Below are 24,895 nucleotides of genomic sequence, written 5' to 3' on the forward strand. Positions count from 1 at the left end.
CCGCCGAAGGCGAGCGCGAGCCCTGTAAAATCAAGGGATTTCGCAAATTCCGCCGATTTTACAGGGCGACAATTAAGAGGCTCAGGACGAGCATCTTAATTGCCAGGTTAATAGGAAACCGAAATGAGTAATAGCCCCGAGCAGAGTGCGGCCGAGTTTGACCGCGATGATGTCGATATCATTGATCGAGAAGAACTGTATCGGGGCTTTTTTCAGGCCGAGCGAGTGCGGCTGCGTCACCGTCAGTTTCGCACCGGCGACTGGGGCGAGCCGCTAACCCGCGAGCTGGTTCATCATAAAGAGGCCGTGGGGGTGTTATTGTTCGATCCCCGCCGCGATGAGCTGGCGCTGGTGGAGCAGTTTCGCATTGGTGCGCTGGAGGAAAAAACCGGCCCCTGGTGTTTGGAAGTGGTCGCCGGCATGGTTGAGGCCGGTGAAACGCCCGTGGATGTCGCCCGACGGGAGTTGGTGGAAGAGGCCGGTATCGAGGAGGTAGAGCTTCGCTATATCGGCAATTATTTAGCCAGCCCCGGCGGTTGTGATGAAAAGCTGCACTTGTATTGTGGTATCTGTGACCTCAGTAATGCCGGAGGCATCTTCGGCTTGCCCGAAGAGCACGAAGACATCAAAGTGCATGTGCTGGCCGCTCCCCAGGTGTTAGACAGTTTGTACACCGGGCGCTGGAATAACCCCGCCGCCCTGATTACCTTGCAGTGGCTGGCCATGCATCGAACTCAGTTGATCAAAGAGGTTTAGCGCTATCGCGGTCAAAGAGCGTTATAAAGTCGATTTTCCCCAGCACATGGCCCAATGTGAGGCCAACTACTGGCTGTTGCTTAAGCTGACGCCAGGCCTGGGTGCGCGCGAGCACTGGCAGTTTGCGGTCGAGCAGGGCGCCAGTAGCTGGGAAATGCGAATCGAGGTGACCGAGCGGATGCGCTACACCACCACCTTGTGTGTCAGCCGCGAGGACGACACCGGCAGCGATTGGCTGCAAAGCCCGCAGCTTCAGGTGCGCTTGTACCACGATGCCAACCTGGCCGAGGTGATTGCCTGGGAGGGGCACCGCCGCCTAGAGGCGAAGTACGAGTACCCTAACAAGCGTATGTACCAGGCCGACGAAAAGTCTCAATTTAACCGTTTTTTGGGCGAATGGCTGAGTCATTGTTTAAAAAATGGGCACTCCCTCGAAGATATCGTCTTTCAGTAACTATCCCAGAATCTCTCCGTTACTCTCGTTAGTGCGTCCCCAAAGTGGGGAGGCTGTCAAACTTTGAGCACTTGGGTGGCTGCGACCACTAGAATTGGCGCCTATTACCGTTTATCGTTGTGACGACTTACCTGCCGAGCATGCAGGCGCAAAGGATATATCGAGGTAATGGTGGTAAAAACGGCAAAATCCCCCCAACAAGGCCCGGTGCGGCTGGTTCAAATTACCGATCCCCACCTGGGTACAGGCGATGGGGAGACTTTGTTGGGGCTGAACACAGATCAGAGCCTGGCGGACGTGCTCGAGCTAATCCATGCCGAACAAACCGGCATTGAGGCAGTCGTCTGCACGGGCGATATTGCTAGCGACCCGGAAAAGATCTGTTATAACCGCTTTATCGATACCCTGCACAATGCTTTCGACTGCCCCTTGGGCTGGTTGCCCGGCAATCACGACAAAGCCCAGCTAATGTTCAGCCTGCCCCATGCCGGACGGCCCGAGCACCGCACCATGCGAGTGGGCGCTTGGCTTTTAATACTGTTGGATACCAGCGTGCCCGGCCATGTTTACGGCGCCTTGAGCGAATCGGAATTGACGTTCTTGCGCGACACTCTGGCCGCTCACCCAGACACGCCTACGCTCGTCATGCTGCATCACCAACCGGTGCCCGTGGGCAGTGAGTGGATTGATCAGTATATCGTCCGCAATCACAGCGAGTTTTTTGCCGCGCTGGATAATCAGCCTCAGGTTAAAGCGATCAGTTGGGGGCATGTCCACCAGAACTTTGAGAGTGTGAAAGACAGCCGCCAGCTGCTGGCCACGCCCTCTACCTGTGTGCAGTTTAAGCCTAACTGCGATGACTTTACCGTGGATACGCAAATGCCTGGCTACCGGTGGTATGATCTCTACCCCGACGGGCGCCTGGAAACGGGCATCTCGCGGGTAAAAGATAAATCTTACGTGATTGATTATAAGTCGGCGGGATATTAAGAGGCGAATACGCCGCCGCTTAATATCCCGGTTACGTCTAATGGCCAGGTTACAGGTTAATAGGAGGGTGGTTTCGGTATGTCCGCAGTGGTTTATCTGCACGGTTTTCTGAGTTCGCCCCAGTCCCACAAGGCCCAGCAGGTGAAAGGCTGGCTGGCCCAACATCAACCCGACCTAAGCTTCCACTGTCCGCACCTTACCCCTTACCCGGACGAGACCCGGGCCGAGCTGACCGCGCTGATGGAGTTTTTGCAGCCCGAACCTGTGTGGCTTATGGGTAGCTCGCTGGGCGGCTTTTGGGCCACCTGGGTGGCGGAGCGCTACAACCGCCCGGCGGTGCTGATTAACCCCTCGGTGGCGCCCTGGCAGTTTATGCCCGAGTTTTTGGGTGTTGACCTAAAGTCCTATCACACCGATGATAGCTACCGCTTAGATGCCCGCCACATTGAGCAGATCCGCGCGGCTGACTGCACGCCCATCGCCCGGCCCGACAACTACTGGCTGATGGTGCAAACCGGTGATGAAATCCTGGACTACCGCCAGGCTGTTGCCAAGTACGCCCACAGCAGGCAGCTGATCGAGCAGGGCGGCGACCACAGCTTTGTGGGGTTTGAGCGGCACCTGGGCGATGCAATCGAATTTTTCCGGACGTTTGAAAAAGCGGCCTCTCGTTAATTCCACTTAAATAAAGAAATATGGCCAATTATTCCGCTGAAGATATTGAAGTCCTCACGGGGCTGGACCCGGTTAAAAAACGCCCCGGCATGTACACCGAAACCACCCGCCCAAACCACTTGGCGCAAGAGGTTATCGACAACAGTGTCGACGAAGCCCTGGCCGGGCACGCCAAAACCCTAAGCGTTACCCTGCACAAAGATCAGTCCATTACCGTCAGCGACGACGGCCGCGGCATGCCGGTGGATATTCACCCCGAGCAGGGCAAACCCGGGGTAGAAGTGATTCTGTCTACTCTGCACGCCGGGGGTAAGTTCTCGAACAAAAACTACCAGTTCTCGGGCGGTTTGCACGGGGTGGGGGTGTCGGTAGTAAACGCCCTGTCCTCCATGCTTGAGGTGACCATCAAACGCGACGGCCAGGTGCATCGCATTGTGTTTGGCGACGGCGAAAAAACCTCTGACCTTGAGGTAATAGACACCTGCGGTAAGCGCAACACCGGCACCACTTTGCGCTTTGTGCCCAACCCCAGCTATTTTGACTCGCCCAAGTTCTCGGTTAGCCGCCTGCGCCATGTGCTGCGCGCCAAGGCGGTACTTTGCCCCGGCCTAACGGTCAACTTTAACGACGAAACCTCGGGCGAGAAAGACACCTGGTATTACGAAGACGGTCTGCGGGATTATTTAATCGGCAATACACAGGGCTTTGAGGTGATTCCCGCGCAAGCCTTTGTGGGCGAGTTTTCGGGCAGCACCGAAGGCGCCAGTTGGGCCGTGCAGTGGCTGCCCGAGGGGGGCGAGCTGATCCAGGAAAGTTACGTTAACTTAATCCCCACCGCCCAGGGCGGTACCCACGTAAACGGTCTGCGCACCGGTTTGCTGGATGCCCTGCGCGATTACTGCGAGTTTCGCAATTTGCTGCCGCGCGGCGTTAAGCTGGCCCCGGAAGATCTGTGGGCCAACTGCGCCTATGTGCTTTCGTCTAAATTATCTGACCCGCAGTTTTCCGGCCAGACCAAAGAGCGTTTAAGCTCGCGCGAAGCGGCGGCGTTTGTTTCCGGCGTGGCCAAAGATGCCTTTGCCCTGTGGCTGAATCAGCACACCGAAGAGGGCGATAAAATTGCCGATCTGTGCATCAATAACGCACAGAAGCGGGTGAAATCCTCCAAAAAAGTTGCGCGCAAAAAAGTCACTCAGGGCCCCGCGCTGCCAGGCAAACTGGCCGACTGCGCCAACAACGATCCGGCCACCAGCGAACTATTTTTGGTGGAAGGGGACTCGGCCGGCGGCTCGGCCAAGCAGGCCCGCGATCGCGACTATCAGGCCATCATGCCCCTGCGCGGTAAAATTCTGAACACCTGGGAGGTGGACTCCGGCGAGATTTTCTCCAACCAGGAAGTGCACGATATTTCGGTTGCCTTGGGTATCGATCCCGCTGTCGAATCTCTGGAAGGGCTGCGCTACAACAAAATCTGCATTCTCGCCGATGCCGACTCCGACGGTCTGCACATCGCCACCTTGCTGTGCGCACTGTTTGTACGTCACTTCCGCCCGCTGGTAAAAAACGGCCACGTATACGTTGCCATGCCGCCGCTGTATCGCATTGATGTGGGTAAAGAGGTTTACTACGCCCTGGACGACAGTGAAAAGGCCGGCATTTTAGAGCGCATTGAAGCGGAAAAGAAAAAAGGCAAAGTAAACGTGCAACGCTTTAAAGGCCTGGGGGAAATGAACCCCCTGCAACTGCGCGAAACCACCATGGCCCGCGACACCCGCCGGTTAGTTCAGTTGCGCATTGAAGACGGCGATGAAACCAATCAGATTATGGATATGTTGCTGGCTAAAAAACGCGCCTCGGACCGCAAGAATTGGCTGGAAGAAAAAGGGAATTTGGCTGAGATTATTGCGTAATGTAGTAGATGAGGGGACATCGGCATTTTGCAATATAATGCACAGCCTCTGCTCTTCGGTCTTCGCCTTCACACCTAGACCTCAACCGCCGCCAACGTGGGGGCGGTGAATTGACGAACTTTACTTTTTGATAGCGCAATATCAATTTGATAGCGACGTCCGGGTTCCAATCCTTCAAGCATTAGCTCCTCTTGCAGCACACCGTCGATTCGCATTTCGGATTGGGCGAGCGAGTGATCACGCTCAATGGAAATATAGAGCACAGCGCCGCGAATATTCTTTACGGCTTTCACTCCATACCAAGCCATGGGCAGTTGGGGCTTAATCTCTATCTTATCTTCGCTTCCTTTTAGCCCCAGTAAGCCTCGCTCTAGTGCCAGGTAAACCCAGCCGCAGGCAAACTGGCTGGGCTTTTGGCTCGCGCGCCCCGCCCAAGTGAGGTCGCCATCCGCAGGCCCAGTGACATAGTCGGCCAAGTAGGTGGGCAGCACGCCCCAGCGTTTAACCTTTTCGCTGCCTGACTGGTCGCTATCCAAACAGGGGATGATCGAGTGCAAGACTTCAAACGCGCGTTCGGATTCGCCCACTTGGTAAAGTGCATAGGCGTATTGGGCGGCGTCCGATGCCAGGTGCGAAGCGTTTAGTCCGGTGCCGGGTTGCCAGCGAAGCCAGGTTGCAGTGTCATCGTCCAGCTTGGTGTAGGCGGGCCATAAATTGAGCAAACCGTGTTCGGTTTTAAGGTTGTTGTCTACGGCCCGGAGTAATTTGGGTTGATGCAATTGCGAGCCGGCCAGCAGGGCCCAGGCCTGAGGTTTTAAATGAATTTGGCCTTCTTGATTGGCGCAGCCTCCCAGGCGCTTTCCCCGGACCGAAAGGCCGCAAGCAAACCAGCTGCCGTCCCACAAATATTCTTGCGCGCCTTCGTGTAACCGTTGGGCATGTTGGCGATATTCGTGGGCCAGGGAGTTCAGGAGCATAACGTTTTCACACAGCTTGGCCCATTGTTGTAGGGCATAGGCCCCGGCAAAGGTGGCGCTGGTACAGGCGCGTAGCGAACGCCAGTTGGCACCATCTTCGTCTCCGCGCCGGGTGTCCAGTAGGCCGCGATCGTCTATTTGTTCGGCCAGACTATACACAATGCGGTTTAGACGCTCAAAGACGCTGATGCGCTTTCCCCGGATGCTAATAAGCTCCCGCAGCAGGGCCAGGTCTCCGGTTTCGTTGCAGTACGCTTCCAGCAGTATGATTAACTCGGCGCAGCACTGGGCATAGCCAGAGGTTAGTGTCGCGGGGTTGAAATCGCTGGTGCTTAATAAGTTTAGGATGTTGCTGCGCGCTTTTGCGGGCTCGACAAATACCAGGGGCGTGTTGGTAGCGAGTTTGTCGCGCAAGCCTTTGGGGTGCGCGCTTAGCACCTGCAGAGCTAGCCAGCGGTTGGTAAAGTGATTGAGCTCGGTTTCGGGGCTTTCCAGTTGAATGCTTTGGCGGCTGTCGCGATGATAAGTCTGATTGTCGGTCAGTACCCGGGAAAAGCCCGCAGCGGACAGGTAAGTATCGCGCCACTTAACAATGGCTGATTTGCTGTTGTTTTGGCCCACCATAAAACGCAAGGTTTTGCTGGCTCCCGGTGCCAATTCTATGTCGTATTGAAATGCGGCCAAGGGGGTTGCCCATTGGCGGGACTCGTCGCAATCGAGCTCGGTTTGTTGCAAAGCTTGAGGGCGGCTCCAACTGCTGGCACCTAAAAAGGTTTCTGTTTGGCACTGCCAGGCTCGGGGAGGCGTCTCGTGCAGCACAAACTGTTGTTTGATTGAGCAATCGCTATTATCGCGAACCCTGCGCGAGACGACTGAGCGGGCCACTATGCCCTCAAGATCGGGGCGGTACTCCGCTGCATTGTTGGTGCTGGCGTGGGTCGCAAACGAAAACACCGGGTACAGCGCCAGTCTGCGCGTGGTCGCACTGCGGTTGGCAAGGGTGAGCGACCAAAGCTCTAGGCTCTCCTTGTGCTCCAGTGTTACCACCAGGCGGGCGTCGATGTCGTTTATGCAGCTGTCCCATATCAGAGCGCCGTCACCCACGGAAAAATCAAACAGCGCCGGTTCGGTTTGATTTTCCCCCCAGGGTAAAACCGTGGCGTCCTGCTGATCCGCTTCGGTCAGATAAAAGCGACGAATTAAATGAGCACTCTGCTCATCGTCAATACCTGTGGTGGTTATCTCGCCTTGGGCGCTAATCACCATGCGCTGCCGTTTGTCGATTAGCTGACCATAGGCCCTGGGTAGGGCGCGGGAGTCGGATAGGTGCCAGCGGGCGCCGTAGTTGCTCGAGTAAATCATGGGTAAACCTATAAAAGTGCCGCTGGTTGTGGCCAGCCTAGTTTGAATGTTTGACCGCAACACCTATCCGAAGATTAGTAGTGATTGGTAGCGCTATCATTTTGGCTGAAAAATTTTTTCTGGCTTTGTGAAAGGCGCGCATAATAATTCTTTTTTGGTTGAAATTTGTGTGATTTCAATCACATTATTTCGCTGTCTGCGTGTGTTTTTGGGCAAAATTTGCATTTCTGATTTTTTTGGTAGCGCAAACAATAGGATTGATCTGATTAATATTTTTGTTATTAGAGGTAAGGCTCTCCCGGTGCCTGAGAGCCGGGCGACTGTAGAACGTAATAGCGCTGCTAACAGCAAACTACAAATGAATGTGATCGGCCACGCCAAGCAGGTCACGTTAATGCATCGGATTAGTGCGCTCTGGTCACCGACTTGTGCTTTGACATAGGGCTTGGGGCTCGGGTCAACCTTGGGTTGCTTGAAACGTGAAATATATCCTTGTTGTGGCATACTCGGGTTTGCGCAGGGGGCATTGCACGATAGTGGCGTGTGTTGCGCAAAACCATACGAATCGCGTCGGCCGGTCATGGAAAAGACCTCTGGCAACGATCTAAAAAGAAATAAAGGCGGTTACTATGATTGGGGGAGTTTATCGGGCCCGGCAGCCTGGGGTGCTGGGGTCCGCGTTTGTGGTGGCATTATTGCCGGCGTTGGTGCAGGCGGCGGAAACAGACAGTGGCGAGAGTGACAAACAGCCTCGCATTGATGAAGTTATATTGGTGTCGGGGAAAATTCCTACGGCCGAAGGTGATTATGCCGGTTCGGTATCGGTACACGAGAAGTGGTGGCTGGACAGACAGCAACCGCTGACCTTGGCTGCGCTGGCAGGCCAGACACCCGGTTTTAATATTGTTGATACCGGCAGCCGTAATCCTACGCCACTGATCATTCGTGGGTTGCGCAACGCGAGCGTAAGCTCGGATGACCTGGGTGGTAACGGCGGCACCGTGACTCGCTATATCGATAATATTCCCCTACAAGGCGATTTTTTGCCGCCGGATATGCAGTTGCTGGATTTAGAGCAGGTAGAAGTATTAAAAGGGCCCCAGGGTACTTTGTACGGTAGCAGTTCGCTGGCCGGCATTGTGCGCTACAGCACGGCCAAACCCCAGTTGGGTGACTATCAGACAGAGCTGAGCGCCAGCATTACCGATACGGCTCACAGTGACGATTTGGGTTATGCCACCACTTTGGTTAGCAACCTTCCGGTGGGCGATACCTTTGCTGCGCGGCTGGTCTTGAGTAAAGACGAAGTGGCCGGGTTTATCGACAACGATTATCTGCTCACGGGGTCTGCGTCCGACATCAACAGCGAAGCGGGCGAGCAGGCGCGCCTAAGCCTGCGTTGGCAGCCCAGCGAGCGTCTGCGCGTGGATGGTAGCTACCACTATCAGGATCGCACCGTGGAAGATCGCCAGGCTAGCAATGAGCCGTTTACCGGTGATGCCTATGGCGCGTCCAGCCGGTTTTTACAGCCCGCCGACACCGAGCTACATATGGCGAATATTACCGCCAGTTACTCCTTCGATTTTGCGACTGCGACACTTATCCAAAGCCGTTACGATTATCAAACCGAGCGCCGCGCCGATCAGACGGATTATTTATTGTGGCTGGATGAGGTTTATTACGACTCGTCGTTTTATTCGCCTTATGAGGACTTTGCCTCTGAAACAGTGTCAGATTTTAACGTCAGCAAAGACACCACTGAGCTGCGTTTGACCTCTCCCGAGTCCGCCGATGTGTGGCAGTGGTTAGTCGGTGCGTATTACAGTAAAGATAAAATTGATGGCACAGTGGTGGATTTGGCGCCTGGGTTGGACATTTTCTGGGGGCTGGATGAGCCAGAGCCGCGCGATTACTACGCCGAACAAATTGAAGAGCTGGGTGAGTCGGCTATTTTTGCCGAGTCCTCGCATAAACTAAGTCAGCACTGGACGGTGACCCTGGGGGGGCGCTATTACGACCAGAGCGATGACTTAACCATTTGCTCGATGCTTCCCATGAATGATCGCTTTAATGGGGTTGAGCCTACGCCCTATTGCGACGCCGACGAGGAGAGCGACGACGGCTTTTTATGGAAGGCCAGTGCGCAATATGAAACCACTGCCGGTGTGCGTTGGTACGGGGTTTACTCAGAGGGCTTTCGCCGTGGTGGCAGTAATGCGCTGCCCGCCGGGGTCGAAAATAACCGCACCTACAGTCCAGACTATGCCGAACACTATGAGTTGGGGGTAAAAACCAACGAGCTGTGGTCGCGCCTGAGCCTGAACGCCAGTGTGTATGTCATTGATTGGAAGCAAATTCAGCAAAGCGCCTATGAAGTTAATGGCTATCTCGTCAACGTTAATTCGGGCAGCGCTTTGGTTGAAGGTGCTGAGATAGAAGGCTATTGGTCCCTCTCGCCCTCCTGGGGGCTAAAGTTTGGCGGCAGTTATAACGAGGCGCATATCGATGAGCCGGCAGATGCCGCTTTAGATATGGATGCCTACCCACAAAAAGATGACCGCCTGCCGGGCTCGCCTCGCGAGCAGTGGAATTTGGCGCTGGATGGTCGACATTCGTTCGGTGCGTTTGAATTAGATACCCTAGTCTCGCTGGTGACTGTTGGCGACAGCACCACCGCATTGAACGAAACCTTCGCCGATTACCAAAACTTGTCCGGCTATACGCTGTTGAATGCCCATGCCGGCATAGAGTGGGGCGCCTGGTATCTGGCAGCCGATATCGACAATATCACCGATGAGCGCGCTATTACTGGCGGTAGGTACAGCCCTGAATTTGGCCAGCAGGGGCGCTTTGATTATATAACCCGTCCACGCAGCATAACCTTGAGTGCACGCGTGCGTTTTTAAGGCGATGGAATCGAGGACAGTGTAAAAGGAGAACTGTATGGCTAAAAAAAGTGACACTTATAAGATTGATGTTCCCAAAGGCGGGGCGCAGATTGTGACTATTGATCTGCAGCCCGCGTTGCCCTGCGGCGGCAAGGCCGAAGTCTGGAAAATGGATGTCAAAGGTGAAAAAGGTAAGGTAAAAGACTTGGTGGTGGGCTTTGATAAAAAGTCTAATGCCGATGATCGCCGCTATGAAAAAGCGGTATTGGTTTTTCACCTGGATGCCGGCGACAAAAAAGGGCAGTGGCGCTTTATTGAAGAGGGCGTTGTTTACGCGCCGGGTAAGGGTGACACCCTGCACGATATCGAAACCCGCGTGGCGCAAGACGGCCGTGAGCTAGTGCTGACCATCCACAACTTTGACGATTCCAATGAAGATGTGGACTTTAGTTTTGTAGCCATGTACCGCGACGCCAAATCGGGTGAGGCCACCATTTATACCTCGGCCGATCCTGGGGTTCGTGTAGGCCGTCCACCGGGCGGATAATTAAAGGCAACTCTGGATTAATAGAGGTGTCCTTAAGCTTTAAGCCTCGGGCTGTTTGACCTGTGTCAGGCAGTCCGTCCCCCCTTGATCACACAGGTTGTTAAACCAGGGGAGCGAAAACCACGCCGTTCCCATTCCTTTCTCTAGCGCCGCCTTGGCCGACAGGCGTGCCGAAATCTCTTCACCAGCTAACGCATAAACCAGTGCCCCAGTGTAGTGGGTGTCGCCGCTGTCGGCGTCCAGTTGGCGGGCATTTTGGTAGGCATCAATCGCTACGACGGGCTTGTTTAAGTGCGCCAGAGCTTGGGCGTGTAAACGCAGGGTGTAGGCATCGCTGGCCCCGGCGCTAAGTTCTGCAACCTGACGGTATAGCTCGCGGGCTTTCGCTTCGTCGCCTTTTACTTGATAAGTATCGGCAAGGTTAAAGAGAGTCTGGGGATCATTGGGTGCGATATCCAATGCTTCGGTCAGAAGGGGGTGGGCTTGAGCGTAATCCCCTTGCAGCAAATGTGCGACCCCCAAGTTATTAAGAACGATTGCGCTACGCTCAATGCTCAAGGCTTGGGTGAGGGCGGCGGTAGCGTCGTCCAAGTCGCCACTCCACAGCGCGATCACACCGCGAAAACGATTGGTTTTGTGGTCGTTGGGGTTTAGCTGATGAGCTTGGGCGATGTTATCGCGGGCCGCGGCAAGATCACCGTTAAGCCACGAGGCCATAGAAAGGCGAAAGTAATTGTGCACACTGGGGCGAAGCTCGACGCCGTAGCGAAAGCTCTCGACCGCTTGGGGGTAGTCGCCCTGGGAAAGGGCCAGCAGGCCCTCTAGTTCGGTGAGTTTAGTGTGCTCCACGCCCAAGCTTTGCAGCCGGTCCAGCCAGTGCCGGGCCTGTTTAAAGTTGCGCTGATTGCGAGCCAGGGCGAATTGATTGGTTAGCTGCGCCTCTGTGTCGGTACGGTTTGCCGCTGGCAGAAATTGCTCCAGGCGCTCTAACGCTTTGGCGTTGCCGGTGTCGTGGTATAAATCCAGCGCCACTTCGCGGTATAGAATCTGAACACTGGCCCAGTCTTTGGTTTGCGGGCTCAGCTGATCCAGGGTGTCCAGCTGACTAATTTTGGCGCCGCTCGTCACATAGTCTTGATACTGCTCGGCAAACACCTTGTATTCGGATTCATCGGGTAGTTGCAGCTGGGTTTCGCTCTGGTAGTCGTAGAGCTTGTGAATGTGTAAGTACATACGCTCGGCCAGCATGGCGTAGCGATCTACCGTTGTGCGAAAGGTGGCGCTGGCCAAGACCTTTAAGCGCTGTTGGTCCTCTGAGGGGGCAAGTCGATTGAGGTTGATATCGCACCAGGTGCGGTCGCAGTATGCTTCGGTGACGATAATCTCCTCGGCGGCCAAAGCCGTTAGAACCTGCAAGGGCTCGCCTTCTTGGGCGGCCACCTCAAAGCGCGGAATGGCTTCGGCGCTTGGCAGTTGTACAATACCTTGCTGCGCTGCCTGGTAGAGCGTACCGCCCACCAACCGCTGGTCGGCATCGGCCAATTTCCCTTCGCTGTCAAAGCTTGGCGGGAGCACGGCTACCGCTTTGGGAATCAGCCCGGACGAATTATTCGCGCCGCTAAACCACAGCCCAGCTCCCAAGGTGATAACCGCAATCGCAGCAATGGTCAGCCAGCGGCGTAAGCGCTGGGTACGGGGCAATAGCATAGTGCTGGATTGGCGCGTTAAAAGAGTGAGGGGCGGCAGTTCGGTAGTCTCGGAACCATCCTCAATGGTGTCGGACAGCGGGTGCTCCTGGCAGATGGTGGCGAGGGCTTCACAGACCGCTTGGCTGCTGGCCGGACGTTCAGCTTTATCTTTTGCGAGCAGGCTGCGTAATAACTCTTGCAGTTCATCGGGCAGCTCGCTTTGGGCTAGCGGGGCTTCATCCAAAGATCCTGCGGAAATACTCTGTAGTAACTTTAAGGTGTTCCCGGTAGCGCCAAAAGGGTGGCAGCCCAGCAAAATGCTGTAGGCGACAATGCCAAAGGAAAATAAATCGCTTTTGAAATCCAAGGGTTCGTCGGCGATTTGTTCGGGCGACATATAGGCGTAGCTGCCAATCACTGCCTGGGTCAGCTCGGTGTTTTGATGCTGCTCACGGGCGATACCAAAGTCGGTGAGTTTGGCGTTGCCGTTGCGCCCGATGAGAATATTTTCGGGTTTTAAGTCGCGGTGCAAAATGCCGGCGTTGTGAGCACAGCTAAGGCCCGCCATAATCTGGTAAAGCCACTGCAGCCGCTGCGCCATCGAGGTGCCTTCTTCGCGCAGTTTGCGGGCCAGATCCACGCCGTCGATATATTCCATAACCAGCGACCCGCCATCGGCCTCGCTGATATAGTCATATACCTGAACAATACAGGGGTGGTTGAGCTTGGCGAGAAACTTGGCTTCGCGTTCAAAGCGGTGCAGTTGCTTGTGATTGCTGCCGTCACCGCGCAGCTGTTTGATGGCCACATCGCGCTCGAGCTGAGTATCTTGCGCTAAAAACACCTGCCCCATGCCGCCCTGGCCAATACGCCGCACCACCCGATAGCGGTTGGCGACGAGTGTCTGGGGTTGGAGATCGGGGTCTGTCATGCGCGGCGAGTGATCTTATGGGACTTGAAGTTCTACTTTACCACCTTTGTGGATTGAAAACTTGTTGCAGCCAAAGCGCATAGTGGTGCCGCGACGCTCGACAAAGCGATCATGGTTGATGTGGGGGATGGTTTTGGTGAGCTGCTGGCGCGCCCGGTATACCTGGATATTTAAATGCCCGGGTTCCAGTCCCAGCTCCTGGATCAGTAGATCGTTGGCCACCCAGCCTTGATCCTGCTCGTCCAGGCCGCGTTTGGCATCTTCGGCGCGGTGGCGCGCCAGCAATAGCAGTAGGTAGTGATGCGCGCGCGCGCCCAGGTGGTAGTTTTTGCCCTGATTTTGGATGCGTAAATCGGTGGTTTCCTCATCCAGGCTGACATCGAATTGGATATCCGCCTCGGTAATGCACTTGGGTACCATTTTCTCCACGGTGGGGGCGCAGGCGGCGGCGCAGTGCAATTGCCAGTGCTGGCTGCCACACTCGAGAATATCATTGTGGCTGAGAGTCTGGGGGGGCTTGCTTTCGTCGGCAACGGCCTGAGCCAGCCACTGGTTGCTGTTGGCTTCGCGGTACACATACCAGTAGGGCGTTTGGTCATTGGGGATTAGGTTGGCGGCCTGTAGTTCAATAACAGGCAAATCGTCGCCGTGGGTATCCAGTGACACCAGAATATCTTTAGGTGGCGCCACATCTTCAACGCTTAGGCTAACACCCTCGTCTCCGGCCAGTTGGATGGTATCGCCCGCGCTTAGGGGGTAATAGAGACCTTTATCCAAGCGTTTGCCGTTCAGCCAGGTACCGTTGCGGCTTAGATCTTTCAACTGCCACTGCTCACAACTCCACTCTAGGCAAAGATGGCGGCGCGAGATATAGGGGTTTTGAATGCAGGTGTCCACCTTGCCTTCGAGCGACCCTATGGTGTGATGTGCCACCACAGGTATGCGCTGGGAGGTATCTCGCCTGAAAAGGTAAGCCATTACCAAGTCCCTGAAATCAATAAAGCTATTCGGATGAATTGGACGCCTGGCAGTTCCCTGATCCTATCTCAGGCCAGTATAGATCCCTTTAAGCGCTTTTTCTTCTTAGACGCCTTCGCTGCTATGCCAAGTGGGCAAAGTTTAATACAGTGCCGGGACTACGGCAAATGCTTCCATCTGCACGCAGCTTCGCGCGCCCGGGGATTCGGTGGCGGTGGGGGATTGCCGGGGCTAAGCAAACCGGTTAAAAACGAGTATGATTGCCCTCTTGTCTAGAGGGGGAGAGTGAGGGTGAAAACATATTGGGTTTTTCTGTTGGGGTTACTGGTGTTGAGCGGTTGCAATGATAGAGATGTCAGTGAAAACGGGGGTGGGGCTAGTAGCCAGCCTTCGAATTATATTGCCCCCGATCCGGGCTTTTTGCGCAATGGATCTTTCGAGGTCAGTGAGCAGGGGCAGTTAGATTATTGGCGATTGTTGCAGCATGCATCCAACACGTCTTATGAAATACGTGCCACCGATGGTGTCCTAGCCATCAAGCGCACGGGCCCTGAGCCCTGGGGGAAGGTGCGTCAGCAGTTCCGCAAAGTTGATGTTGAGCCGTTACAGGGCAGAACTCTGGAATTTTCTGCCGAAGTGAAAACGCACTTCACCGATGAGTATGGCTCGGCGTTTGAACCACCGGGGCTTATGGTTTTGGCCAAGGGGCTTAAAGCAGGTGCGCCTGCAATGATGGGAGCTTCAACCCTAGTTACTAAAAAAGCCATAGTGCCGGGCGATTTGGGAGAACAGGGTTGGCATCATTTCGCTGTGAAATTCGATCTGCCTGCCCTTGAGGATGCCTCGTACGTCGAGCTTGAAGTGGCTTTCTTAATGACACTGGGCGGCCAGATGCAGATTCGTGGGCCTGCGCTCATAGCTCTGGACGAAGCTTCACCATAGCTTCGTTGCTTACATATCTTCGGCGCGCGCCATGTCGTAGCTCATTTGTCGGGCATGGCTGGACTCAATAGCCAGGACATCGCGCGCCAGCTTTTCCGTGCGGTCACTTTCGGCGCGTTTGGTGAGATAGAGAAATAGATCCACCAGCTGTTCGTGCCAGTCCGCCACCAGAGCGCTAATAGTCGCGGCGCTGCGATTTTTTAGGTCGATATCCTGTAAATTAAAAGCGGCGATGGGGTTGCGGTCGGTGTACTCGTAAAACCAGGTTTGCAGTGGTCCCCAGTCCGAATCTCGCTCTAGCTCGGCCAGAGTGGCGGCTAGCTTTTGCTCTTTTAGCGCTAAGTGCTGCAGTAACATCTTGTTTCTGGGGTCGGCTTCGTCTTGACCGCAGCGGCCCAGCCGAGCGGCCATTTCGGCATGAAACACCTGGGTGTGCTGCAATAAGTCATTCAAAGTTTTCGGTACCATAGCCATTGTTAACTCCTTGGTCGATTTTCGACGGGTTAAACGTTATGATGCAACTTCGATGCCAGGATCAGAGCACGGGATTGAAGGCGCTGGGGAACAAAACCTTGTAAAACTTACAGGAGATTCTCGTAAGAGAGGTAAAATGACGAATCAGCACCGTTTTATGGATAACCGCCTAAGTCAAAAAACCGAACGGCATCGGCAAATTACGGCTCGTTACGATTTGTGGTATTCGCTTAACGATCTTGGCGCCGGTCTTATGTTCGTAATAGGTAGCATTTTGTTTTTCTCTGAGGCGACTCAAACGCCCGCTACTTGGTTGTTTTTAACAGGTTCTATACTGTTTACCGTGCGTCCGACTATTCGGGTTGTACAAGACATTCACTTGCGACGCCTGTCGCACAATAATTAACGCTTTATTTATGGCAAGCAAACAAAAAACCGCCTACGTCTGCAATGAGTGCGGTGCCGACTTCTCCAAGTGGCAGGGTCAGTGCAGCGAGTGCGGCAGTTGGAATTCAGTCGTGGAAATGAAGTTGGGGCCAACGCCTAAGGGCGGTGCGCGCAACGGCCAGTTTAGTGGTTACGCTGGCAGTGTTGGCTCCAAGGTGCAGACCTTGGCGGAGATCAGCCTGGAAGATTTACCGCGCCTAACCACGGGCACCGGCGAATTCGACCGGGTGTTGGGCGGAGGCTTGGTGCCTGGGTCTGTAGTGCTTATCGGTGGTCATCCAGGCGCCGGTAAGAGTACCGTGTTATTGCAGACATTATGTAAGTTGGCCGAGCGCATGAGTTGCCTCTATGTTACCGGCGAAGAGTCCTTGCAACAGGTGGCCATGCGTGCGAACCGTTTGGGGTTACCCACCGATAAGCTGCAGATGTTGTCTGAAACCAGTGTGGAGCATATTGGCCAGGCCGCCGAACAGTTGCAACCCAAGGTAATGGTGGTGGACTCGGTGCAGGTGGTGCATTTATCCGATATTCAATCGGCACCGGGTTCGGTATCGCAAGTGCGCGAGGCCGCGGCGTATTTAACCCGCTTTGCCAAGCAGACGGGCACGGTGGTGATTTTGGTGGGGCATGTCACCAAGGACGGTTCGCTGGCTGGGCCGAAGGTGTTGGAGCATATGATCGATTGCTCCATTTTGCTGGAAGGTTCGCACGACTCGCGTTTTCGTACTTTGCGGGGCAATAAAAACCGCTTTGGCGCGGTGAATGAGTTAGGCGTGTTCGCCATGACCGAGAAAGGTTTAAAAGAGGTCAGCAACCCCTCGGCCATATTTCTTCAGCGCGGTGACGAAGTCGCCTCGGGATCCGTGGTCATGGTCATGTGGGAAGGCACTCGCCCACTGCTGGTGGAAATACAAGCGCTGGTGGATGATAGCCACCTGGGGAATCCGCGCCGGGTAGCTGTAGGCTTGGATCAAAACCGCCTGTCCATGTTGCTGGCCGTGTTACACCGCCATGGAGGCGTCCTGGTGGGGGATCAGGATGTATTTGTGAATGTGGTGGGGGGCGTGCGCGTGGCCGAAACCAGCGCCGATTTAGCCCTCGTGCTGGCGATTGTTTCCAGCTTTCGCGACCGCCCCTTGGCGCACGATTTAATGGTGTTTGGCGAGATTGGCCTGTCCGGCGAAATTCGTCCAGTGCCCAGCGGTCAAGAGCGTTTGCGCGAAGCGGCTAAACACGGCTTTAAGCGAGCGATCGTGCCGATAGGCAATGCCCCCAAGTCCATGGATGGCATTGAGATTGTTGCGGTGAAACGCTTGAGTGAGGCGCTGGCGGCTATTGAATAGCCGTGTTGGTGCTTTTGGGGTGTGTCAGCTTGTGTAAAGGGGCGTCTAATAATTGAAAAGGAGCATGACGCGCCCGCTTATAGTGAAGTAGACTTTTAGGGTGGATGTTGCCATCCGACAATAATCCGTGCGGGGCGTTTTCTGACCTCGTCAATATAATAACGATTAGCCTGCTTAGAGTTTTCACTATGTTGAGTTCCCGACCCCTTGTTTTGGTTATTCTTGCCCTGTGCAGCCTGGCGCTAACCGCCTGTGCAAAACCTGCCGATAATGACCCTCCACAAGAGACGCCTGCTGCTTCGCTCTCTAACGTTTTGGTGTTTTATAAAACTGCCGATTGGAAGCACGACTCTATACCCGTGGGGATTGAAACAGTTAGCCGATTAGTGGCGGAAAGAGGCTTGACTCCGGTGATCACTGATGATGCATCGGTATTTACTGACCAGCAGTTGCAAGCCATGGCGGCGATTGTGTTTGTGAACACCACCGGCAATATTCTCACTACCTCGCAAGAGTTCGCCATGGAGCGTTATATTCAGGCCGGCGGGGGCTTTGTGGGCATACATGCGGCGGCGGATACCGAGCACCGCGAGGGCAGCTGGCACTGGTATAAAAGACTTGTGGGCGCGGCGTTTAAGTCCCACCCAGATGATCCGTCCAATGTGCAGCGCGCGCGGTTAAAAGTCGTTAATAGCCAGCATCCTGCCACCGATGGTTTACCTGCAGAATTTTATTTATCCGACGAGTGGTATGACTTTTACGCTTTGTCGGATAGCCGCCATGATTTATTGGTACTGGACGAGCGTAGCTATCAGGGCGGACAACACGGCGATTATCACCCTATTGCCTGGTATCAGGAGTTTGATGGTGGTCGTTCGTTTTATACAGGCCTGGGCCATGTTGAGGCAATGTACAAAAACGAATGGTTTTTAGCGCACCTGGGTGGCGGCCTGGATTACGCTATAGCCGATCGCGAACCGCTGGATTACAACAGAACTAGGCCCGATCCGCGCCGCTTTAAGCAGAATGTTTTAGTGGACAATTTAGTCGAGCCCATCAGCTTTGATCTGACCCAAGATTATTCAGCGGTTATGATCGGGCAGCGCCAGGGTAAGCTGCTGTGGCTGGATGTGGCCAGCAGAAAGCTCCACACCATGGCCGAGTTTGAGGTGTTTGCGCCCCATAAAAACGTCGAGTTTGGTTTGGTGGCGGTGGCTTTTGATCCGGGCTTTGACACCAACAATATTATCTATGCCATGTACAACCTGGCTGATGAGTCGGGCGAGGCCGAGCTGCTGCAGCGTTTGTCGCAGTTTACCGTGGTCGACAAAAAACTGGATATGAGCAGTGAACAAGTGCTGTTGGATATTCCCAATGACAACACCTGCTGCCATACCGGGGGTAACCTGGAATTTGATCGGCACGGTAACTTGTTCGTCGCCCTGGGGGATAACTCTAATCCCTTTGAGTCCAACGATTCTGGACCCATGAATAATACCGCCGAAGGCAAGTATCATGATGCCCTGCGTACATCATCTAACAGCCAGGATTTGCGCGGTAAAATCTTACGGATTACACCGGACAAAGAAGGCGGCTACGCCATTCCCCAGGGCAACTTGTTTACTGCCGATGAAAATGGTCGTCCGGAAATTTATGTCATGGGTACCCGCAACCCGTACACCATTGCGATTGACGATACTACAGACACCCTCTACTACGGTGATGTGGGCCCGGATGGCAAAGCCGATACCCAAGAGTTTGGACCCCGTGGTTACGACGAAATTAATAAAGTCACCGAGCCGGGTTATTTTGGTTGGCCTGCGGTGCTGGCGAACAATATTCCCTACCGAATGTACGATTATCAGGCCGAAGAGAGCGGCGAATTATTTAACCCGATGGCGGTGGAGAACTTTTCGCCCCGCAACACTGGGTTAAAGGTGCTCCCTCCGGCGCAGCCGGCACTTATTTGGTATCCCTACGGACAATCCGATCGCTTTCCCGAGTTGGGGCAAGGTGGCCGTAATGCCTTGGTAGCAGGTGTATACCCGAGCGGCGACAATCTGGCTTATGCCGACTACTACCAGGGTAAACTGGTTATTGGCGACTTTATGCGCAGCTGGGTGAAGGTCGTTACGTTGGATGATTTTGATAACGTAGTCAAAATCGAAGACATGGCTCCCAGCATTGAATGGGCCGGACCGCTGGATATGAAAATTACGCCGGATGGGCGCTTGTGGGTATTGGAATACGGTACTCAGTGGTGGGGGAGCAGCGCCGATACTAAGCTGAGCGTTATCGAATACGATGAAAATGCTCCACTGCCGACTCCTGAAGAAGAGGCGGCCGCGCAAGCGCAGGCCGCTGCTCGAGCCGATGACCTGGATCACCAGGCTCAGCTCATCATCGCGGAGGGCAAAGAGGCCGCTAAAAGCACCAGCTGCATTGCCTGCCATAAAGAGCGAGAGGCTTCTGTGGGACCTAGCTTTTGGCAAATTAAAGAAAAGTACAGTGAGCTGGATGATCCCAAAGGCTATATAGCCAACACCATTGCCGAGGGCAGTAGCGGCCGTTGGGGGGAGCATGCTATGCCCGCCCACAGCTTCTTGGACCTGGCCACCCGCGAAAAGATTGCCGTTTATATTCTGTCGGTAACCGAAGAGCCAGAGTAACGGCCCTTTACCACCACCCACAAAAAAGCCAGCAATAAAGCTGGCTTTTTTGTGGGTGGATTTAAATAATAGCGTTCATCGTTCATCGTTCATCGTTCATCGTTCAGCCATCCTGAACCAATCTGGCAATATGTTTTTCCAACACGCTGTGATCAATTTCACCAATCGGCACTCCGTGCATATCCGGTAGGTTGTGGGCGATGCCTTTGTGGCAGTCAATGCAGGTTTTCTCGCCGCTGGCGAGCAGGGTGGAGTGCATTTGCCGCGCGCGGGGCGACTGTTGGGTAAAGTCCATGTATTCAAAGTCGTGGCAGTTGCGACACTCCAGCGAGTCATTGGCTTTTAATCTTGCCCACTCGCGCTCGGCCAGCTCGCGGCGTTTGGCTAAAAACTTTTCCCGGGTGTTAATGGTGCCAAAAATTTTGCCCCACACTTCTTTAGATGCTTGCATTTTGCGGGCGATCTTATTGGTCCATTCGTGGGGAACATGACAATCGGAGCACTTGGCGCGTACGCCAGAACGATTGGTGTAGTGAATGGTGGGCAACAGTTCTTGGTAGACGTTATTTTTCATTTCATGGCAGCCGACGCAAAATTGCTCGGTGTTGGTGTACTCCATAGCGGTGTTAAAACCGCCCCAGAAAATCACCCCGGCGATAAAGCCGCCCATACACAAAGTGCCCAAACCAATATAGGCAGAGGGGCGCCGGAACAGTTTCCAGTAGTGCTTTAGCGTTTTAAACATGGCTTACTCCGCAAGGCTGGCTTCCATGATGGCGTCGATATTTTTATAGAGGTTGCCACCGCCTACCGGCTCGACATTGTGTTGCGGTACATGACACTGCTGGCAGAAATAGCGTCGCGGCGATACCGCTGCGAGAGGCTGATGCTCGCGGGTCCAGTAGTGAGTGATGCTGACCATAGGCGCCCCCGAATCGGGGCTGCGCTGACGGCTGTGACACACTAGGCACTGGTTAAAATTTTTGTCCACCTGGTAGTTGCGAATGGTATGGGGAATGGTGGGCGGCTGTTCGGGATAGTTGCGCGCCGGTTTCTTCGCCGGGGTCATAACGGCGGGCATGGGCGGCGGTGCGGTTTCATCGGCCAGGGTTCCCCCTTTGCGGATACCGTCGGGGGCGGGGTCGTTGAGTGTTTCGCTTGCAAAGGCGGCTGTGGCCGATAGCGCGAGCAGTAACAGTAAGATTCTCATCTCGGCCTCCTCAGGCTAGGCTAACCAGTTCAAGTTTTACCGCGCATTTTTTAAAGTCGGTTTGCTTAGATATGGGGTCGGTGGCATCCAGGGTGACTTTATTGATTAAGCGGTTGGCATCGAAGAACGGCACAAACACCAAACCCTTAGGCGGCTTGACCCGGCCGCGGGTTTCCACCCGGGCGCGGATGCTGCCGCGGCGGCTGGTAATACGCACATCGCTGCCGCGTTTAAAGCCTAGCGTCTGCGCGTCTTCGGCGTTCATAAACAGCACCGCATAGGGCACGGCGGCGTGTAGTTCGGGAACCCGCTGGGTCATGGTGCCGGTGTGCCAGTGCTCCAGCACCCGGCCGGTACTCAGCCAGAAAGGGTATTCGTCGTCTGGTGATTCGGCCGGCGGTTCATAGGGCAGGGCAAAAATAATCGCGCGATTGTCTTTGTGACCGTAAAACTGCACGCCAGCGCCTTTTTCTACGTAAGGGTCCGAGCCCTCGCGAAAGCGCCAGCGGGTTTCTTGGCCGTCCACCACCGGCCACCGCAGGCCGCGCTCCTGGTGGTAGCGATCAAAGGGGGCCAGGTCGTGGGCTTTGCCCCGGCCGAAGCGGGCGTATTCTTCAAATAAACCTTTTTGAATGTAGAAACCAAAAGCATCGGCTTCGTTGTTCTTATAACCTTTCTCGATTTGCTCCGCGGGGAACTGATCTACCTGGCCGTTAGCAAACAGAACTTGGTAAAGGGTTTTGCCTTTGTACTCGGGCGCCTTGTCAAGGAGTTCGGCGGGCCAGATATCGTCGGTGGTAAAACGCTTACTGAATTCCACCAGCTGCCATAAATCGGATTTTGCCTCGGCAGGCGGTGTGACCAGCTGATGCCAAAACTGAGTGCGGCGCTCGGCGTTGCCATAGGCACCTTCTTTTTCCACCCACATGGCGCTGGGCAGTATTAAGTCCGCTGCTTGGGCCGAGGTGGTTGGGTAGACATCAGAGACAATGATAAAAGTATCCGGGCTGCGCCAGCCCGGTAGGGTCTCTTGGGCGGTATTAGGGCCCGCCTGAATATTGTTGCACACCTGTGTCCAGCAGACTTTGAGCTTGCCGTCTTTTAAGGCGCGGCTTTGCGCTACCGCATGAAAGCCGTTTTTATCGGGAATTGTACCCGCCGGCAGTTTCCAGATTTTTTCGGTTTTGGCGCGGTGTTCGGGGTTGGTCACGATCATATCGGCGGGCAGGCGGTGGCTAAAGGTGCCCACCTCGCGGGCCGAGCCGCAGGCCGAGGGTTGCCCGGTGAGTGAGAAAGGGCTGTTGCCCGGCTCGGAAATTTTGCCGGTGAGAAGGTGAATGTTGTACACCAGATTGTTGGCCCATACGCCCCGGGTGTGTTGGTTAAAACCCATGGTCCACAGGGACATGACTTTTGTGTCGGGGTCGGCGTAAATTTTTGCCAGCCGCTCCAAACGCTCTTTGGGAACCCCGGTTTCGCTGGCGGCGTAATCCAGGGTATAACGGCTGACAAACTTGGCGTACTCATCAAAGCTGGAATCGGTAAAGGCGTTCGGGTCTGCAGCGCCTTTGGCGTTTTTCTCGCGCGGGTCTTCCGGGCGCAGGCCATAGCCAATGTCGTCCTGCCCTAAAGCAAAGCGGGTGTGTTTATCGACAAATTCGCGGTTTACCTTGTCATTTTGAATAATGTAGTTGGCGATGTAGTTGAGAATAATCAGATCGGTTTGCGGCTTGAAAATAATCGGTACGTCGGCCAATTCAAAGCTGCGAGTCTCGTAGGGCGACATGGCCACCAGCTCAACGTGGGGAAAGCTTAAGCGGCGGTCGGCGATGCGGCTCCAGAGTATGGGGTGCATTTCCGCCATGTTGGAGCCCCAGAGTACAAACGCATCGGCGTTTTCAAAGTCGTCGTAGCAGCCCATGGGCTCGTCGATACCAAAGGTGCGCATAAACCCGCCCACCGCCGAGGCCATACAGTGGCGGGCGTTGGGGTCTAGGTTGTTACTGCGCAGTCCGCCCTTAAACAATTTGCTCGCGGCATAGGCCTCCCACACGGTCCACTGGCCCGAACCCAGCATGGCGACACTCTCGGGGCCGTGTTCGCGAATGGCGGATTTGAATTTTTCCTCCATGATGTCGAAGGCTTGCTCCCAGCTGATGGGTGCGAAGCTGCCGTTTTTGTCGTACTTACCGTTGCTCATGCGCAGCATGGGGGTGTGCAGCCGGTCGCGACCGTACATAATTTTCGACAAAAAGTACCCTTTGGCACAATTCAGTCCGCGGTTTACCTCGGCTTTAACATCCCCGTGGGTGGCAACCACCTGGTTGTCTTTGGTGGCCACCATGACGCTGCAGCCGGTGCCGCAAAATCGACAGGGGGCTTTGTTCCACTCCAGGTCGGTCAATTCGCGGTTGGTGATCAGGTTGCTGGCGCTCGCGGGAATGGGCAGACCCATTGTGAGAGCCGCCACAGCGGCGGCGTTGGCTTTGGCAAATTCGCGGCGGGTAGTAGCCATGGTTACAAGTCCTCACCTGAGATAATTTCGTGATACACCAGCGAGGCGTGTATTACCCCAGCTGTGTTGTTGAGTTGGTCAATGGCGTTGGCAATGGCGCGCTCGTGCTCGCTTTCTAGCACCGCGACCAGCTTGCCGGTGCTTTCACTGGCGTGAATTTCGGCGCGGTAGTCGGTTACTAGTCGCTGCTGAATGCGGGCCAGTTGTTCGGGGCGCACGAATAGGGCGACGCTTGCGATATGCAAGGCAGCGGGTTGGCTGCTGGCAATAATGGGGGTGCTCATGCGAATCCCTCCGTGGCGTAAGGTTAACCCGGAGGTCCGAGAATGATCTGCGACATCCACACCGCAAAGCCGTAGCCGCCCACGACCATAACGCTGAGAATGGGAAACAAGAAAACGATAATAAAAATAAACAGACGCCATTCCTGGCGCTTGCGGCGAGCGTCGGGCTCGGCTTCTTGCAATGCCACGGTCCTTCTCCCTACTTGGCTATAGTCAGTGCCCGATCGGTCAGGCAGAAGCCAGCCGCTGCTTGGCGCGGCAAGCTGTCAACCGCCGTAGCGGGCAATCACGGTTTTGCTTATAAAAAGCCTTTATGCTGCTGTTATGGGATGCAAGTGTAGTCGAGATTCAGGCCGCTAGCCGGTCAAAAGTTGAGCCAAATCAAATATTGCGCTTATTTATTCTGCTCCCAGCAATTCGCGCAGTTCGCGCTCTGCTACCGCTGGGTCGCCCAGGTTTAATTCAATCAGGCGGCGCAGGTGCTGCACGCTGTTCAGGTCCATGGACTGGCAGGCCAGCCCCAGTTCGCTATCGCTGTGATGGGCGAGGGTTGTTTGCATGGTAATCACCGCCTGGTCTGACAAGGTGACGGTTAATTGAATGGGGGATTGGGCGTTCAGCTTGGCCGTGTCGAGTCCAGCAACCAGAGCGCCATTGAGAGAAATATCCTGCAGTTCGGCGCGCCACTGGTTGCCGCCCTGAGATACCTGGGTATCAAGATCAAATGGAATTCGGGTAAAGCGGCGTCTGTCTTGATCGGACATGGCTGAGCCTTTCTGTGAATGTGGTGAGTGCATTGTAGCTGAACAAGTTAGTGATCGCCGCCTGTTATAATCGTCTTTTTGTAACCTACAA

21 protein-coding genes are annotated in these 24,895 nt (G+C 54.8%); 11 read left to right on the forward strand and 10 right to left on the reverse strand.

All coding sequences use genetic code 11. The features are described from left to right. The first annotated feature begins 123 nt into the window (after positions 1–123). The 5 genes from M6D89_RS15120 (at position 124) to parE (ending at position 4,785) form a co-directional block, all read left to right on the forward strand. Complete coding sequence (locus M6D89_RS15120) at positions 124–756, forward strand: NUDIX domain-containing protein (protein WP_253968932.1); 633 nt, start codon at positions 124–126, stop codon at positions 754–756. Positions 757–802: 46 nt separating this feature from the next. Next, positions 803–1,210 (forward strand): DUF1249 domain-containing protein, encoded by a 408-nt coding sequence (locus tag M6D89_RS15125; protein ID WP_253968933.1) that lies wholly within the window; start codon positions 803–805, stop codon positions 1,208–1,210. Positions 1,211–1,378: 168 nt separating this feature from the next. Next, the gene (gene cpdA / locus M6D89_RS15130; protein WP_253968934.1) at positions 1,379–2,200 is read left to right on the forward strand and encodes a 3',5'-cyclic-AMP phosphodiesterase; all 822 of its coding nucleotides are present in this window, start codon (positions 1,379–1,381) and stop codon (positions 2,198–2,200) included. A 78-nt stretch (positions 2,201–2,278) separates the two neighbouring features. Next, positions 2,279–2,875 (forward strand): YqiA/YcfP family alpha/beta fold hydrolase, encoded by a 597-nt coding sequence (locus M6D89_RS15135; RefSeq protein WP_253968935.1) that lies wholly within the window; start codon positions 2,279–2,281, stop codon positions 2,873–2,875. Between the two features lie 20 nt (positions 2,876–2,895). Beyond that, a complete protein-coding gene (gene parE, locus M6D89_RS15140; protein ID WP_253968936.1) occupies positions 2,896–4,785 on the forward strand; it encodes a DNA topoisomerase IV subunit B in 1,890 nt (629 codons plus the stop codon). A gap of 74 nt (positions 4,786–4,859) precedes the next feature. Here parE and M6D89_RS15145 read toward each other — a convergent pair whose 3' ends face one another. Beyond that, positions 4,860–7,124: a GH36-type glycosyl hydrolase domain-containing protein gene (locus M6D89_RS15145; RefSeq protein WP_253968937.1), complete on the reverse strand. Its 2,265-nt coding sequence runs from the start codon at positions 7,122–7,124 to the stop codon at positions 4,860–4,862. A gap of 629 nt (positions 7,125–7,753) precedes the next feature. Here M6D89_RS15145 and M6D89_RS15150 point away from each other — a divergent pair. Together M6D89_RS15150 and M6D89_RS15155 are read left to right on the forward strand one after the other, a co-directional pair. Beyond that, positions 7,754–10,030 carry a TonB-dependent receptor gene (locus M6D89_RS15150; RefSeq protein WP_253968938.1) on the forward strand — a complete coding sequence of 759 codons (2,277 nt, stop codon included), beginning with the start codon at positions 7,754–7,756 and terminating at the stop codon, positions 10,028–10,030. Between the two features lie 37 nt (positions 10,031–10,067). Continuing rightward, complete coding sequence (locus M6D89_RS15155; protein ID WP_253968939.1) at positions 10,068–10,559, forward strand: DP-EP family protein; 492 nt, start codon at positions 10,068–10,070, stop codon at positions 10,557–10,559. A 39-nt stretch (positions 10,560–10,598) separates the two neighbouring features. On the opposite strand, the gene M6D89_RS15160 is transcribed toward M6D89_RS15155, so the two are convergent. Both M6D89_RS15160 and M6D89_RS15165 read right to left on the reverse strand, forming a co-directional pair. Beyond that, the gene (locus M6D89_RS15160) at positions 10,599–13,178 is read right to left on the reverse strand and encodes a serine/threonine-protein kinase (protein ID WP_253968940.1); all 2,580 of its coding nucleotides are present in this window, start codon (positions 13,176–13,178) and stop codon (positions 10,599–10,601) included. Between the two features lie 15 nt (positions 13,179–13,193). Further along, entirely contained in the window at positions 13,194–14,156 is a 963-nt protein-coding gene (locus M6D89_RS15165; protein WP_253968941.1) for an FHA domain-containing protein, read from the reverse strand. Positions 14,157–14,447: 291 nt separating this feature from the next. On the opposite strand from M6D89_RS15165, the gene M6D89_RS15170 reads away from it, so the two are divergent. Further along, on the forward strand, positions 14,448–15,098 hold the full coding sequence (locus tag M6D89_RS15170) for a hypothetical protein (RefSeq protein WP_253968942.1): 651 nt from the start codon (positions 14,448–14,450) through the stop codon (positions 15,096–15,098). Between the two features lie 9 nt (positions 15,099–15,107). On the opposite strand, the gene M6D89_RS15175 is transcribed toward M6D89_RS15170, so the two are convergent. Continuing rightward, a complete protein-coding gene (locus tag M6D89_RS15175) occupies positions 15,108–15,572 on the reverse strand; it encodes a hypothetical protein (protein WP_253968943.1) in 465 nt (154 codons plus the stop codon). Between the two features lie 136 nt (positions 15,573–15,708). On the opposite strand from M6D89_RS15175, the gene M6D89_RS15180 reads away from it, so the two are divergent. From M6D89_RS15180 to M6D89_RS15190, 3 genes are all read left to right on the forward strand, one after another. Further along, the gene (locus M6D89_RS15180; protein WP_253968944.1) at positions 15,709–15,978 is read left to right on the forward strand and encodes a YrhK family protein; all 270 of its coding nucleotides are present in this window, start codon (positions 15,709–15,711) and stop codon (positions 15,976–15,978) included. A 10-nt stretch (positions 15,979–15,988) separates the two neighbouring features. Further along, positions 15,989–17,362, forward strand: coding sequence for a DNA repair protein RadA (gene radA, locus M6D89_RS15185; protein WP_253968945.1), 1,374 nt, complete (start codon positions 15,989–15,991; stop codon positions 17,360–17,362). A 188-nt stretch (positions 17,363–17,550) separates the two neighbouring features. Then, a complete protein-coding gene (locus M6D89_RS15190; RefSeq protein WP_253968946.1) occupies positions 17,551–20,031 on the forward strand; it encodes a ThuA domain-containing protein in 2,481 nt (826 codons plus the stop codon). Positions 20,032–20,134: 103 nt separating this feature from the next. Here M6D89_RS15190 and M6D89_RS15195 read toward each other — a convergent pair whose 3' ends face one another. From M6D89_RS15195 to M6D89_RS15220, 6 genes are all read right to left on the reverse strand, one after another. Then, positions 20,135–20,776, reverse strand: coding sequence for a cytochrome c3 family protein (locus tag M6D89_RS15195; RefSeq protein WP_253968947.1), 642 nt, complete (start codon positions 20,774–20,776; stop codon positions 20,135–20,137). A gap of 3 nt (positions 20,777–20,779) precedes the next feature. Then, the gene (locus M6D89_RS15200) at positions 20,780–21,241 is read right to left on the reverse strand and encodes a nitrate reductase cytochrome c-type subunit (RefSeq protein WP_253968948.1); all 462 of its coding nucleotides are present in this window, start codon (positions 21,239–21,241) and stop codon (positions 20,780–20,782) included. Positions 21,242–21,251: 10 nt separating this feature from the next. Then, positions 21,252–23,756, reverse strand: coding sequence for a nitrate reductase catalytic subunit NapA (gene napA / locus M6D89_RS15205; protein ID WP_253968949.1), 2,505 nt, complete (start codon positions 23,754–23,756; stop codon positions 21,252–21,254). 2 nt (positions 23,757–23,758) lie between these two features. Further along, entirely contained in the window at positions 23,759–24,040 is a 282-nt protein-coding gene (locus tag M6D89_RS15210) for a chaperone NapD (protein ID WP_253968950.1), read from the reverse strand. A 23-nt stretch (positions 24,041–24,063) separates the two neighbouring features. Beyond that, entirely contained in the window at positions 24,064–24,228 is a 165-nt protein-coding gene (gene napE / locus M6D89_RS15215; protein ID WP_418930363.1) for a periplasmic nitrate reductase, NapE protein, read from the reverse strand. Positions 24,229–24,438: 210 nt separating this feature from the next. Further along, positions 24,439–24,804 (reverse strand): PilZ domain-containing protein, encoded by a 366-nt coding sequence (locus M6D89_RS15220; protein WP_253968951.1) that lies wholly within the window; start codon positions 24,802–24,804, stop codon positions 24,439–24,441. Between the last annotated feature and the right edge of the window lie 91 nt (positions 24,805–24,895).

The organism is Gilvimarinus xylanilyticus (assembly GCF_024195295.1).
GTDB classification, from domain to species: Bacteria; Pseudomonadota; Gammaproteobacteria; order Pseudomonadales; family Cellvibrionaceae; genus Gilvimarinus; species Gilvimarinus xylanilyticus.

What these genes read in the sequence shown, in the direction of transcription:
- M6D89_RS15145 (WP_253968937.1), bottom strand. Translation starts at nt 7,124, where the DNA reads ATGATTTACTCGAGCAACTACGGCGCCCGCTGGCACCTATCCGACTCC.
- M6D89_RS15195 (WP_253968947.1), bottom strand. Translation starts at nt 20,776, where the DNA reads ATGTTTAAAACGCTAAAGCACTACTGGAAACTGTTCCGGCGCCCCTCT.
- M6D89_RS15190 (WP_253968946.1), top strand. Translation starts at nt 17,551, where the DNA reads ATGTTGAGTTCCCGACCCCTTGTTTTGGTTATTCTTGCCCTGTGCAGC.
- M6D89_RS15125 (WP_253968933.1), top strand. Translation starts at nt 803, where the DNA reads ATGGCCCAATGTGAGGCCAACTACTGGCTGTTGCTTAAGCTGACGCCA.
- M6D89_RS15220 (WP_253968951.1), bottom strand. Translation starts at nt 24,804, where the DNA reads ATGTCCGATCAAGACAGACGCCGCTTTACCCGAATTCCATTTGATCTT.
- M6D89_RS15200 (WP_253968948.1), bottom strand. Translation starts at nt 21,241, where the DNA reads ATGAGAATCTTACTGTTACTGCTCGCGCTATCGGCCACAGCCGCCTTT.
- M6D89_RS15120 (WP_253968932.1), top strand. Translation starts at nt 124, where the DNA reads ATGAGTAATAGCCCCGAGCAGAGTGCGGCCGAGTTTGACCGCGATGAT.
- M6D89_RS15210 (WP_253968950.1), bottom strand. Translation starts at nt 24,040, where the DNA reads ATGAGCACCCCCATTATTGCCAGCAGCCAACCCGCTGCCTTGCATATC.
- napA (WP_253968949.1), bottom strand. Translation starts at nt 23,756, where the DNA reads ATGGCTACTACCCGCCGCGAATTTGCCAAAGCCAACGCCGCCGCTGTG.
- M6D89_RS15150 (WP_253968938.1), top strand. Translation starts at nt 7,754, where the DNA reads ATGATTGGGGGAGTTTATCGGGCCCGGCAGCCTGGGGTGCTGGGGTCC.
- M6D89_RS15180 (WP_253968944.1), top strand. Translation starts at nt 15,709, where the DNA reads ATGACGAATCAGCACCGTTTTATGGATAACCGCCTAAGTCAAAAAACC.
- radA (WP_253968945.1), top strand. Translation starts at nt 15,989, where the DNA reads ATGGCAAGCAAACAAAAAACCGCCTACGTCTGCAATGAGTGCGGTGCC.
- M6D89_RS15155 (WP_253968939.1), top strand. Translation starts at nt 10,068, where the DNA reads ATGGCTAAAAAAAGTGACACTTATAAGATTGATGTTCCCAAAGGCGGG.
- M6D89_RS15160 (WP_253968940.1), bottom strand. Translation starts at nt 13,178, where the DNA reads ATGACAGACCCCGATCTCCAACCCCAGACACTCGTCGCCAACCGCTAT.
- parE (WP_253968936.1), top strand. Translation starts at nt 2,896, where the DNA reads ATGGCCAATTATTCCGCTGAAGATATTGAAGTCCTCACGGGGCTGGAC.
- M6D89_RS15165 (WP_253968941.1), bottom strand. Translation starts at nt 14,156, where the DNA reads ATGGCTTACCTTTTCAGGCGAGATACCTCCCAGCGCATACCTGTGGTG.
- cpdA (WP_253968934.1), top strand. Translation starts at nt 1,379, where the DNA reads ATGGTGGTAAAAACGGCAAAATCCCCCCAACAAGGCCCGGTGCGGCTG.
- M6D89_RS15175 (WP_253968943.1), bottom strand. Translation starts at nt 15,572, where the DNA reads ATGGCTATGGTACCGAAAACTTTGAATGACTTATTGCAGCACACCCAG.
- M6D89_RS15135 (WP_253968935.1), top strand. Translation starts at nt 2,279, where the DNA reads ATGTCCGCAGTGGTTTATCTGCACGGTTTTCTGAGTTCGCCCCAGTCC.